General features: G+C 66.1%; 13 protein-coding genes and 1 tRNA gene. 5 read left to right on the top strand and 9 right to left on the bottom strand.

Annotated elements, in window-relative coordinates; all coding sequences use genetic code 11:
- The first annotated feature begins 227 nt into the window (after positions 1-227).
- The 3 genes from ACZ6SA_RS22030 to ACZ6SA_RS22020 are packed head-to-tail and all read left to right on the top strand — an operon-like array spanning position 228 to position 3,105.
- Entirely contained in the window at positions 228-1,556 is a 1,329-nt protein-coding gene (locus tag ACZ6SA_RS22030) for a replication initiator (protein WP_465829943.1), read from the top strand.
- Positions 1,553-1,744 (top strand): helix-turn-helix transcriptional regulator, encoded by a 192-nt coding sequence (locus ACZ6SA_RS22025; protein WP_106253235.1) that lies wholly within the window; start codon positions 1,553-1,555, stop codon positions 1,742-1,744. The genes ACZ6SA_RS22030 and ACZ6SA_RS22025 overlap by 4 nt, the downstream gene beginning before the upstream one ends.
- Positions 1,741-3,105, top strand: coding sequence for a tyrosine-type recombinase/integrase (locus tag ACZ6SA_RS22020; protein WP_465829940.1), 1,365 nt, complete (start codon positions 1,741-1,743; stop codon positions 3,103-3,105). Before ACZ6SA_RS22025 ends, ACZ6SA_RS22020 begins: the two co-directional genes overlap by 4 nt.
- Before the next feature lie 307 nt (positions 3,106-3,412).
- Here the strand turns inward: ACZ6SA_RS22020 and ACZ6SA_RS22015 are convergent, their stop codons facing one another.
- The 6 genes from ACZ6SA_RS22015 to ACZ6SA_RS21990 all read right to left on the bottom strand — a co-directional run bounded on the left by ACZ6SA_RS22015 (position 3,413) and on the right by ACZ6SA_RS21990 (position 8,044).
- Positions 3,413-3,577 carry a hypothetical protein gene (locus tag ACZ6SA_RS22015; RefSeq protein WP_465829938.1) on the bottom strand — a complete coding sequence of 55 codons (165 nt, stop codon included), beginning with the start codon at positions 3,575-3,577 and terminating at the stop codon, positions 3,413-3,415.
- A 342-nt stretch (positions 3,578-3,919) separates the two neighbouring features.
- Positions 3,920-4,324, bottom strand: coding sequence for a hypothetical protein (locus ACZ6SA_RS22010; RefSeq protein WP_465829936.1), 405 nt, complete (start codon positions 4,322-4,324; stop codon positions 3,920-3,922).
- A 190-nt stretch (positions 4,325-4,514) separates the two neighbouring features.
- Positions 4,515-6,647 (bottom strand): hypothetical protein, encoded by a 2,133-nt coding sequence (locus ACZ6SA_RS22005; protein ID WP_465829934.1) that lies wholly within the window; start codon positions 6,645-6,647, stop codon positions 4,515-4,517.
- Positions 6,644-6,877 carry a hypothetical protein gene (locus ACZ6SA_RS22000; protein ID WP_465829932.1) on the bottom strand — a complete coding sequence of 78 codons (234 nt, stop codon included), beginning with the start codon at positions 6,875-6,877 and terminating at the stop codon, positions 6,644-6,646. Before ACZ6SA_RS22000 ends, ACZ6SA_RS22005 begins: the two co-directional genes overlap by 4 nt.
- A 191-nt stretch (positions 6,878-7,068) precedes the next feature.
- On the bottom strand, positions 7,069-7,749 hold the full coding sequence (locus ACZ6SA_RS21995; RefSeq protein WP_465829930.1) for an HAD family hydrolase: 681 nt from the start codon (positions 7,747-7,749) through the stop codon (positions 7,069-7,071).
- 222 nt (positions 7,750-7,971) lie between these two features.
- Positions 7,972-8,044 (bottom strand) — tRNA-Arg (locus ACZ6SA_RS21990).
- 489 nt (positions 8,045-8,533) lie between these two features.
- On the opposite strand from ACZ6SA_RS21990, the gene ACZ6SA_RS21985 reads away from it, so the two are divergent.
- Positions 8,534-8,674, top strand: a complete 141-nt coding sequence (locus ACZ6SA_RS21985) for a hypothetical protein (protein ID WP_347645842.1) — start codon at positions 8,534-8,536, stop codon at positions 8,672-8,674.
- A 216-nt stretch (positions 8,675-8,890) separates the two neighbouring features.
- Complete coding sequence (locus ACZ6SA_RS21980; RefSeq protein ID WP_347645843.1) at positions 8,891-9,958, top strand: D-alanyl-D-alanine carboxypeptidase family protein; 1,068 nt, start codon at positions 8,891-8,893, stop codon at positions 9,956-9,958.
- On the opposite strand, the gene mscL is transcribed toward ACZ6SA_RS21980, so the two are convergent.
- The 3 genes from mscL to ACZ6SA_RS21965 are packed head-to-tail and all read right to left on the bottom strand — an operon-like array spanning position 9,955 to position 11,770.
- The gene (mscL, locus tag ACZ6SA_RS21975) at positions 9,955-10,353 is read right to left on the bottom strand and encodes a large conductance mechanosensitive channel protein MscL (protein ID WP_443152205.1); all 399 of its coding nucleotides are present in this window, start codon (positions 10,351-10,353) and stop codon (positions 9,955-9,957) included. The genes ACZ6SA_RS21980 and mscL overlap by 4 nt on opposite strands.
- 23 nt (positions 10,354-10,376) lie before the next feature.
- Positions 10,377-10,967, bottom strand: a complete 591-nt coding sequence (locus ACZ6SA_RS21970; protein WP_443152206.1) for an RcpC/CpaB family pilus assembly protein — start codon at positions 10,965-10,967, stop codon at positions 10,377-10,379.
- Complete coding sequence (locus ACZ6SA_RS21965) at positions 10,964-11,770, bottom strand: S-methyl-5'-thioadenosine phosphorylase (protein ID WP_347645846.1); 807 nt, start codon at positions 11,768-11,770, stop codon at positions 10,964-10,966. Before ACZ6SA_RS21965 ends, ACZ6SA_RS21970 begins: the two co-directional genes overlap by 4 nt.
- Between the last annotated feature and the right edge of the window lie 221 nt (positions 11,771-11,991).

Below are 11,991 nucleotides of genomic sequence, written 5' to 3'. Positions count from 1 at the left end.
GCAGGGCCGCTGCTGCACCTGCAACGGCACCGGCCTCTACGACGACCAGACCTGCCGCGACTGCCACGGCACCGGCATCGACAACCACGGCGCCTAGCCGTAGCGCCCCCTGCCTGGCCACACATCCGCCAAGATCAGCGCCAGGCCGGGGGCCATCCACACCAGCGTCACTGGATAGGACGGAACCCATCTTGCCCCACCTTGCCCATTCTCACGCCGTAGCCGGGATGATCTCCCGCCTGCACGACCCGAACTACGACCGCTGGGCCGGCCAGATCAGGCGCACCGGCGGCTGCCGACAGCCCATCCACCTGCGCGGCAAGGTCGAACACTACGACCAGGCCACCGGGCAGCTGCTCCACCGCTACAGCACTCTCCACGAGCCGGACGGGGTGATGCGCGTCCCGTGCAAGACCCGCCGCGCCTCCCGCTGCCCGGCCTGCGCCGAGGTCTACCGCGGCGACACCTACCAGCTCATCCGGGCCGGCCTCGTCGGCGGCAAGGGCGTGCCGGAAACCGTCTCGGCGCATCCATGCCTGTTCATCACCCTGACCGCGCCGTCCTTCGGAGCCGTCCACACGCGACGGGAGAAGAACGGCAAGGTCCTGCCCTGCCACGCCCGCCGCGATGCCGAGACCTGCCCGCACGGCCGGACGATGTCCTGCACGAAGCGGCACAGCTCCACTGACCCGCACCTCGGCGAACCGCTGTGCCCCGACTGCTACGACTACGACGGCTCGGTCCTGTTCAACGCCATAAGCCCCGAGCTGTGGCGCCGCTTCACCCTCGCCCTGCGCCGCCGCTTCGCCCGCCTCAACGGCTTGACCGTCAAGGCCCTGCGCGAGCAGGTCAGCATCGCCTTCGCCAAGGTCGCCGAATACCAGCGCCGTGGCGTCGTCCACTTCCACGCCGTCATCCGCCTCGACGGACCCGACGGCCCACACTCACCACCACCCGCCTGGGCCACCGCCGAAGCTCTGGCGGACGCCATCCAGCATGCGACGGCCGTCGTCACTGCAGAGGTCAAGCCTCTAGGCCGAACCTTCCGCTGGGGAACGCAGCTCGACGTCCGACGCATCACCATGGACGGTGACCTCACCGAACAGGCGGTCGCCGCTTACATCGCCAAGTACGCGACCAAAGCCGCGGAATGCGTCGGCACCCTGGACCGCCGCATCCAACCGCTCGACGACCTCGACGCACTCCCCATTCGCGACCACGCCCGACGGCTGATCGCCGCCTGCATGCGACTGGGCAGCGAATCCGACCTCGCTGACCTGAGGCTCATCCACTGGGCCCATATGCTCGGCTTCCGCGGCCACTTCTCCACCAAGAGCCGCCACTACTCCACCACCCTCGGCGACCTCCGCGCCGACCGCGAAGAACACATGCGCGCTGAGGAAATCAGCCTCGGCCGGCTGCCTCTCTTCGACGAGGACACCGTTCTCGTCGTCGCGCACTGGGAGTACGCCGGGCAAGGCCTGTCCCTAGGAGACCAACTCCTCGCCGCTGCGCTCACCGGTACGCCCTCGCGACACGGCGGTGACCGTCGATGAGTAGGCGCGACGAACTGTTGACCATCCCGCAGGTGCTCGCCGAGTTGGGCGGCGTCTCCCGGCGCACCTTCTATCGCTGGCGAGAACTCGGCCGTGCGCCGGTCTGCATCCAACTGCCCAACCTCGAACTCCGCGTCTGGCGGAGCGACCTCAACGCCTGGCTCGACTCGCGACGGGAGGCCGCGTGAACACCACCTACGACGTGAAGCTCGGTGTGATCCAGCACCGTACGGACCGCGAGACTCCTACGTTCATCGCCCGCTGGCGAGTCGCGGGCAAATCCAAGTCCAAGAGCTTCCGGACGAAGGGCCTCGCCAACGCCTTCATGTCCGACCTGCGCCAGGCCGCCAAGATGGGGGAGGAGTTCGACATCGCCACGGGTTTGCCGGTGTCGATGCTCGCCGCCAAGTCCACCGGACCGTCGTTCCTGGAGTTCGCTCAGTCGTACGTGCTCAGTCGTTGGAGCACGTCGGCGGCTCGGACTCGGGAGACGGACGCTTACGCGCTCCTGACGCTGGTTCCCGCCCTGGTAACCGACGCGCCGCGTCGGCCGAAGGACGACGAGCTGAGGGAAGTCCTCCGGACGTACGCGCTCATTCCGGAGAAGAGGCGCCCTGCCCTGACTGATGCTCAGTCCGCGGCCCTGGGCTGGCTCGAAAGGGCGTCGCTGCCGCTCGCGGAGCTGAAAGAGCCGCATGTCCTTCGTATGGCGCTCGCCGCCATCTCAGTCACTTTCGCCGGAGCACCCGCCGGCGCGAACACGGTACGGCGCAAGCGCGCTGTCCTGCATCACCTGCTGGAACACGCCGTCGAGCAGAAGGTGTTCAGCAGCAACCCGCTGGACGAGATCAAATGGACGGTGCCGAAGGCCGTCACGGTCGTCGATCCGCGTACCGTGGTCAACCCCGCTCAAGCGCGGCAACTGCTCGACGCCGTGCCCAAGGTGGGGCGGAAGCGCGGTCCTCGCCTCAAGGCGCTGTTCGCCTGCATCTACTACGCGGCGTTGCGTCCGGAGGAGGCGGCTGACCTGCGGCTGAGGAACTGCAACCTGCCTGAGACCGGCTGGGGTCTGATCGTCCTGGAGAGGGCACGCCCGCAGGCTACGAAACGCTGGACCGACTCAGGCCAGACTCACGAGTCCCGCACTCTGAAGCATCGCGCGGACAAGGAGACGCGCGAGATCCCGATCCCGCCCGTCCTGGTGGCCATGCTGCGCGAGCACGTCGCGGAGTTCGGCACCGCCGAGGACGGGAGGATCTTCAGCACCGGAACCGGCGGCACCTACTCCAGCTCGGCGCACTCGTACGTCTGGCAGGAAGCCCGCAAACTCGCCCTCACTCCGGCTCAGGTCGCCTCGTCGCTGGCCGCCCGCCCGTACGACCTCCGCCACGCGGCCGTGTCGCTCTGGCTGAACGCTGGCGTCCCGGCTCCCGAGGTTGCCAAGCGGGCCGGACACAGCGTTGACGTCCTGCTGAGGGTCTACGCCAAGTGCATGGACGGCCAGCAGGAGCAGATCAACGGCAAGATCAACGCCGCTCTGGACATATAGCCCAACTTCATCCGTTGCCGGCCCCGCTACTCGCGGGGTCGGTTCGTCTGCGCCGCTGTCTTTACCGAGTCATTCCCGCTGCATGCCGCTGTACGGCGGCACTCTGACAGGTAGAGCGGCCAGTAGGGAGGATCATGCACGAAGACCCGAACCACCCCGCCCCCTCAGCCGAAGCACTCCGCTCGCGGCGACGACCGCCGTATGGTCTACCCCTACGAAATCGCCGCCGGCCTGGATTGGACCCCGACTCCTTCGACTGGCGAAAGTACTCGACCCCCACCCCACCACGGCGAGTAACGTCGCGCGATCAGCGGCGATTGGCTCTGCCAGCACTTGCCGCGACCCTCCTGAGCTGCATCGTTCTCAGCATCTGGATGAGTCCCTGGGGGACGGACGGCGTGGCTTCAGGATTGAACGCCACCTCGACACCGATACCTGTCCCGAATGTGGCCGGTCGATCGATCGCGTCCATGCCTTCACCATCGCCACGAGCAGTGCCTGCGGAGACACCCCAATCAGGGCTCGGCGCGTCGACGAACAAGACGAGATCGACGAAGCCTCATCGTCGATCGGTGCTCCAGGCGGTGCCGCGCCTGCGTCATCGACGTGAACTGCTGAGTCCACCCAGGAGGACCGTGGTTCCCACGGAACGTACAAGGAAGAGCAGGAGCGCCAAACACCACATCAGAGAGAGAAGGCCGGCGGTGTCGTGGATCGCTGGGGCGTGCGACGAACTGTTCCCGCCTTCCCGCCCCGAGTTCCGTATTCGCAACCACGCATGCCACCTGATGTACGGGTAGCGAATCAGCGCCTGTCAGTTAGGCGCAGGGGTGCATTTATGGAGTTCTCCGTAGCGACTACGGGCGATGCTCAGCAGTTGCGTCAGGTCGCTCACCGGATCCCGTCCCTTGGCCACCTCGGACAGGTCAACGCTGATCCATGGGTGCTTGTCGCCGCATCGGAACAACATCATGGTGTAGTACGGGTTGGTCCGGGGCGAGCGGCCGGTATATGCGATAAGCCCCTTGCCGAGTTCCGCCGGGAGTGTGGCCAACTGATGCGCGCCGAAGTTCTTGCGCGCGAGGTCCAAGGCATTGTCACCGTCCCGCACTGACCACACGAGGGAGAGCCGGGCGTATTCGTTGCGCAGCGTGCATATCTCATGGGTCGCGGGTACGCCGCTCTTGTCCTCCTGCAGGGGAAGCGTGAGGCCGCTCACCGTGCGGACTGCTTGTTGCGGGAGGAAATCGCACCAGTAAGGCGCGGTGTCGGCGACAGGACTCGCGACAGCTGTGCGGTCCGGGCTCGGTGATGGTGGGCTGGTGCTGCTGCAACCGGCCACCATAGTGACGGTGAGGATTAGCCCAGCACTGGTGCGAGCGACATATCTGACGGCTGAATGATTCATGTCAGTACTTAGTGATCCCCAAGTTGCCATGCACGGTTTCCGCTGCTGTGTTCATGGTGTTATTCGAGTTGTCTGTGATCTCTTCGATGTCGGTGTAGCGTCTCGCCCATGCCATGAAGTGATCGAATGTCACGGGCTCGGCGATGATCTCTCGTAGAGGTTTAAGCCTGGGTGGATGATCGCTTGTGCTGAAGCGTGTACCCTCGGCCGCTTTCATGGCCTCCTGAGACCAATCCCCAGAAGCGATCTTCGCACTGGTGATGCCGCTCTTCATCAGCCACAAAATCATCTCGTTCTGGTTGTTGGCGGTATCCAACGCCTCGCCTGAGGTAACTCCTACTTTGATCAGGTGCTCAGCGGCTAACGTCGAGATCGCGTCGAAGCCTAGCTCTGCGCCCTTCTCTCCAACTTTCGCCCCCAGACCTCCGGCGACCTTGACGCCGAGTTGCCCGACCGGCCCTACAAGGTGTGTGAAGGCAGCATTGATCGTGTCCTTCACATCTTTTCTAGCTTGTTCATCGCTCCATGCGCTGGCAAGCAGACTCAGCCTGCGCGCTTCCACTAGGTGTCCAAAGACCCTGGCTTCGGGACGCAGCTCAGAGTCCACCTCCTTCCCTCCGTTCGCCTTGTAGGCGTCGTTGATCGTGTCCAGCATGTGGCCCGCTTGAGCGGCATGAAGTTCCGTGGCGGCGTCCCTGTCTCCGCTGACCAGCACGAGCAGTCGATCGAGATCGGCAGGTGGGATCTGGGTCCCGTTAGGTTGTCGAAAGCCTTTGGTTTCGGTCTCGTACGTCCCGTAGACCTTGTCGATATGAGCGGCCAAGGCGCTGCCCAAGGGATGTCTGACGAAGCTCAGCTGGTCGAACAGCTTTCGGTCAGCGACGGTGAGTTTGCTGCTCCCATCCGCTGTGAAGACTTTCTTAGCGTGTTCCTTGAGGATGTTCACCGCCTCGGTGGTCAGGGTCAGTGAGACTGGATCGTTGCCGGTCAAGGCCTTCCCCAAAGCCCGGCCGAACGGGTCAGTGTTGCCATGGAATTGGAACGCGGCGAGGCGATCGGTCAGCATGAACGACAGGATCGACTGCTTCCACCCAGCCGGCGTGTGATTCAGTAAGGCTTGGGAAGCTTTCGCGTCGGCTGCTGCTGCATGGAATAGGTCGTCGATGACCGCGGAACCGAGCCGTCTGCGTGACTCATCGACAGGATGTTTCGCCGGTCCCATCGATGGGGTTCCGGGAGTCACCCACTCCGTCACTCCCAGTACGGTGGCCAGATCGGCCATGGGCACTTGCTTGCTGCCCAGAGCGCGCCCGATCGAGTCCTTGGACGCTCTCCAGCGGCCTTCGAACTTCTCCTTCTCGAAGACGATGGCGTCTCGGCCTACAACCTGCATGAACTTCTCGGAGAATGGCGGCTTGCCCTCGCTCGCTCGCCAGATCATCGCCTGGGCCTGATATCCGAAGTAGGAGACGCCGTCCACTTTGAATTCGCTGCGGCCTTGCTTCACCAAGTCGGTAAGGAAGGCGTCGCCCATGTAGGCAGGATCACTCGGGTTGGTGCCCTTGGCGAGCGCTGTCGCTAGTAGCCGCATCGCCTCCTGGGCTTCCTTGGAGACTTGGCCGGTGCCGCCAGCAGAGGCCGCAGCACGCAGCTGAGCTGCGATCGAGGCGGGCACTTCCGTCACGCCCTTGGCGCCGAGCTGGGAGAGGAACGCCTTGACGAACTCGGAGTCGCGCGCTTTCGACGCATAGGCCTGTAACTGCTTCAGCGCGTTCTTGTCGCCGGCCGCCGCGGCTTTGGCTGCCCTGGCAGCGGCGGTGCCGTCAAGTTGCCCTTGGGCCTGGTGGAGAGAGTCCGGCATCGCGATGAGAGTTCCCGCCGCTGCGGGCGGCCCGAGTGTGATCTTAAGTCGCTCTACCTCTCGGACGATGCCCTGCCGCTTGCGTAAGTCTGCTGCTTCCTGGCCTACCTGCGCTGCCAGTCGCCTGATCCGTTCCGCCGGAGTGGTGTCCAGCCCTGCGCTGGTGAGTTCCCCATAGAGTAAGGAGGCCAGCTCCTCGATCTGCATTGCGGCCGCGGTGTGACGGGTGACCAAGGTGTCGAACTCCGGCAGTTTGACCCCGCTGAAGCTCATTTCGCCTTCGCCAGTTCGTCCTGGGCCAGGGTCACGGCCTTGGCCAGCATCGCGCGCAACTCCTGCTGACTTCTATGGACGGAGTCGCCGAAGCGGTTCCCGGTCGGCCCGACCCATGCCTGGGCTTCCATCAAGGTGCAGGAAGCATGCAGAGCCCACCAGTTGTCATCGGACAGTTTCTGGATGCGCGACGCCGCAGCCTGCATCGCCTCGCGGTCAAGACCAGGCATGCCGATCTCTCCTCGTACGGCTCTTAAGGACCCCCAAACGACGATAACCTCGCCCGCGTCGATTGCCCCGTTAACCAACCAATTCGCGATTCTTGCTGAGATATCGATCCAAACGGCAAGTCGCTTACGTACATTCACGAGGAGCTACCGCCGCTGCTTGTCGCCGTCTCTCGGGACGGTCCAGGGCTCGTCTACTTCCCGGAAGGCTCCGCTGCGACATCCTCACACTGCCTGCGCACGATGGTGATCGCCGCAATGGCGTCGGCAACTACGTGGTCGGCTTGGTGTTCGTGGCCTGGCCACGTTCCGCGGTCGATCCAGATCGTACGAAGCCCTGCGGCCTGCCCTCCTTGGACGTCAGCGACAAGGTTGTCGCCGACCATCCATCCGCCCCCGGCGAGGCTGGCGCCGCATCGCTGCGCAGCGATCTCGAACAGGCCACTCTCAGGTTTCCGGATGCCCTCGACGCCCGAAACGGCGTAGCCGTCAACCGCGTCGGCGAGACCAGTACGGCGCAGCTTGCCAAGCTGGTTGTCCGCCGTGCCGTTGGTGACGATCCCCACGAGCCAGCCGGCGCTTCGCAGGCTTGCTATGCCTGCCAGGATGCCTGGGTAGCACTGGACAAGGTCAGGCATACGTCGGCGGTAGCCGGCCCATAGCTCTTCAGCGGGCTCCGTCAACGCGAAGTGGTCGCGCACCTTATTGAAGAAGACTTCGCGATGCGGATGTGTGTCTTGATCTTGGGCGATGAGCCATTCAAGCCCGTCGCGGCCCAGGCGTCGCTGCTCTGCGAACTCCTCGGCCCACCGACGGAACGCCGTATCCAGGTCGATAAGCGTCCGGTCAAGGTCGAAGAGGGCCAGCCGCTGCACACTGTCGATCTTAGAGACAGGCCGTGCTATGACGACAGTCCCTCTCGTGAACCGTAGCCATGACCTCGGGAAACGCCTTCAAGATCATCCCCCGTATGTCCCCAGAACTCTGTCCTACGGCTGCATTCGGGTGCCTCTAGCGGCACTCCGAGGGTCTGGAAAGCAGAAGACCTACGGCTGAGAAATCGCAGGTCAGAGGGCGAAAAGCCTGGTTGAGATGAGTGCCCCCGGCAGGATTCGAACCTGCGGCACCCGCTTTAGGAGAGCGGTGCTCTATCCCCTGAGCTACGGAGGCGGACCCTGGTAAGCCTAGCGAAAGTCTGGCGCTGCGTGTGACATGGAGCCGGGGTGAGTTTGGTCGGGTTGGTTATGGGCGTCCTGAGCTGCGGTAAAGGCATGGCAAGTGATCGGATTGTGCCTCGGCAAGCGTGGATAGCGTCTGCCTGTGACCAGGAGGAGATGCGCGCGGGCCCGCCGGCGGCCCGTTGTGTTGTTCGGGGCGTTGCTGGCGCCGGGGATCCTTGCCGGTGGGTTGCTGGCGGGGGAGATGAAGGGCCTCGAGCGGGACGTACGGGCGGCCGGGGTCGAGCGCGGGGGCGGGATGGTGGTGTTGGCGCCGGTGCGCTTGCCTGCTCCGGCGCATCCGGATCGTGTGTACGAGGGTGTGGTGCCGGCGCCGGTTCGGGAGGCGCCTGAGCCGGTTCGGCCGGTTCCGGCTGTCGCCACGTCTGGGTCTGAGGGTGGGCCGGAGCCCGGGTCCGAGCGGGTGGTGGTTGAGGAGCCGGTGACGCCTGCGCCGGTGCGGACGGAGACGTCGTCGTGTCCGGGGGAGTGGGCGGACACCTGGTTGTGGGAGTTGTGCCGGGCGCGGCAGCAGGCTGCGGATTCGGACGCGGACGGCGGGGATCTGCTGCCGGGGATCTGAACCGTGGCCCGGTGGGCGGCGTACCCGTTGGTAGGGCGTGTTGAGGGCTCCTGTGTGTTGGGGGCGTTCGTGGTGTGGCGTGTTGTGGGGGTTGACCGTACAAAGTGGGTCTTTTGTCTCATAACAGCTCTTCGGAGTTCGCTCCGGACTCTCTGAGGGCTGTAGTAACGTGCGTGCCTGACCCCGGTAACGAGTTTGCAAACGGAGGAGTCGAACGTGCCAGCCCCTCGGTCAGCGGGTCTGATCGCGGTCGTCATGGCCATGGCTTCTCTTGTTACGCCGTCCGCGCAGGCTCAAGCTCTGGAACGGGAGCCGCGTGATCCCGCCGGCCTGACCGCGCTGCGCAAAGAGGCCGAGAAGTCGGCCAAGGAACTCGAGGACGCCACCAAGGCGCTCGAGGAACGCCGGTCGCAGATCGCCGCCTCCGAGAAGGAGCTGAAGACCAAGCTCACCGCCCTGCAGGAGATGGAAGGGCGGCTCGCGGTGATGCGCAGGCCCGTGGCCGAGATGGTCGAGTTGATGTACGAGCAGCCGGTCGCGGCGGATGGGGTGCTTCCGTTCCTGTCCGGAGGGTCGGACCAGCGGAAGCTGCGGGCACTGACGGACGCGACCCACATGGTGAGCATGCGGCAGCAGGCGGTCGAGCAGACCAGCGTGCTCTACAAGGAGGCCGAGCGGCTGGCCGCCGAGGCGCAGGAACTGCGGGCCGGCAACCTGCTGGCCGAGGCGCAGATAGCGGCCGAGGTGGACACGTTGCGGAAGCGGTCGGACAAGATCGTGAAGTCGCTGACGGCGGCGCTGGTCAAGCTGGGTATCAAGGTTGACAAGGTGGGACGGGACGCGCTGGGGTGCAATCCGCTGCGGGCGGCGACGGCCGATGACTATCCCAACGGGCTGATCCCCAAGGGCATGTTGTGCCCGTTGCAGCAGAAGGGGCACAGTCTGAGGGCCGACGCCACCATCGCGTTCGTGAGCCTGAACGAGGCCTATCGCAAGCAGTTCGGTAAGTCGATGTGCGTGACCGATGCCTATCGCAGCCTCGGCGAGCAGCAGTCCGTCTATTACCGGCGGCCGGGGTTCGCCGCCGTGCCGGGGCGGAGCAACCACGGGCTCGGGCTGGCCGTCGACCTGTGTGGCGGGGTGGAGCGGTCGGGGTCGGCGGAGTTTGTCTGGATGGAGAAGAACTCCAAGAGGTATGGGTGGTTCCACCCATCCTGGGCCTACAGCAATCCGTTCGAGCCGTGGCACTGGGAATATGATCCCGACATCGACTCGGCACTCTAGACGGTGACCACCTGCGCGCTGCAGAAGGCGCAGCGGGACGCGGCCTTGGGGATCTCTGACAGGCATTCAGGGCAGTCGCGGGTCGTCGCCTCGACCCTGGCGGTCAGACGGTCCTTGACGTGGGCGTAGGGCTTGACGACGAGGAAGTAGACCACGCCGGCGACGATCAGGAACGACACCACCGCGTTGATGAAGTTGCCGTACATGAAGTCGGACCGGCCGACCGTGACCCTCAGCGACGAGAAGTCGGGCAGGCCGCCGAACGCCGAGATCAGCGGTGTGAGCAGGTCTTTCACGAACGACTGCACGATCGAGTTGAAGGCCGCCCCGATGACGACGGCCACGGCCAGGTCGATGACGTTCCCCTGCATGAGGAACTTCTTGAATCCACTCATGCAGAGGGATGGTAGCCGCACGCTCACGGGCCGCCGCCCGGATTGATGATGATCGAAAGACGGCCGCCGGCCTGGGCGGCGGCCAGCTCTGCCGCCTGGGTGGGGGTGGTCGCGAGCACGATCAGGGCGCCGTTGTCGTCGCCGGAGTCTCTCGGGGCCGCCGGGATGGTCAGGACCGTCAGCTCCGACGCGATCTGGCTGGCCGGCCGGCCTTCCTGCCAGGACGCCAGCACGCCGATGGTGGAGCCGGGGGAGATGAGCTCGACCGCCGCGGCGTCGGCTATGCGCACGGGGGCGGCCACCATGCCGGGCGGCAGGCGGAACGAGTGGAGGAGGCGGACGTCGGTCAGCGGCTCGCCCTTGCGCATGGGGGTCGCGAGGATCTGGCCCGTCTGCGCGGTGCGCACCGCTCCTGACGGAGGGTGGGCGAGCGGGACGGGGTCGAAGTCGTCGGGGTCGAGCGGGCCTGGGGACAGGTCGCGGGCCGCCACCAGGACCGCGGGGCCGGAGGCGGGGCGGGTGGCGAGGTAGGCGGACAGGACCGCGACGGCGGCCAGCGCCGCCGCGATGAGACGGCGGCGACGGCCGTAGCGGCTCAGCCAGGCCCGGATCACGGCAGCTCGAAGGGGTGGTCGATGCCGTCGAGGGCGGTGGGGCACGGGCAGGTGCGCTCTTCGGGAAGCGCCTGGACGGTCTCGGTCACGAGGGTGCGCATGCGGGCGACGTTTTGGGCGAAGAACTTGAGCACCTCGTCGTGGGTGACGCCCTGGCCGGTCTCCACCCCGGCGTCGTGGTCGGTGACCAGGGACAACGAGGTGTAGCAGAGAGCCAGCTCGCGGGCCAGGATCGCCTCGGGGTGGCCGGTCATGCCGACGATCGACCAGCCGTTGGACGCGAACCACCGCGACTCGGCCCGCGTGGAGAACCGCGGGCCCTCGATCACCACCAGCGTGCCGCCGTCGACGGTCTCCCAGGCGCCGGCTCTGGCGGACCGCACGGCCACGGCCCGGCCGGACGGGCAGTAGGGGTCGGCGAAGGAGACGTGGACGGCGCCGTCGGTGTCGTAATAGGTCTGGACGCGGCCTGAGGTGCGGTCGACGAGCTGGTCGGGGACGACCAGGGTGCCAGGGCCGTATTCGGCTTTCAGCGAGCCCACAGCGCTGGGCGCGAGCACCTGCCGGACGCCGAGCGAACGCAGCGCCCAGAGGTTGGCGCGGTAGGGGATGCGGTGTGGCGGGAAACGGTGGTTGCGGCCGTGCCGGGGGATGAACGCCACGGAACGCGCGCCGATGCGCCCGACCGTGACGACATCGCTGGGCGATCCGTAGGGGGTGGAGAGCTCGATCTCCTCCGCGTCGTCGAGGAGGGAGTAGAAGCCCGAACCGCCGATGACGCCGATGTCTGCGCGAGTGACCATGGCGCAGAGAGTATCCGGAGCGGGGAAGGGCGGTGGGGAGCAGAATGCGGTTCTGTGGATAACGGGGGGACGCCCCGCACAGGCACGCGGACGGGCCGCTGCGCGCGCAACGCACGGGCCGGAACGGCGCGCGGGACGGACTCTGTCGGCTGGTCGCCGGCGGAGGGCCCGGCCCGCGACTCGTACGGCCGCCGCACGGGTTGGAACCGCGGGCGCGGCCG

The organism is Nonomuraea sp. NPDC049378 (assembly GCF_055586745.1).
Note: the sequence above shows the minus strand (reverse complement) of the source record. Positions and strands in the feature narration are given on the sequence as shown.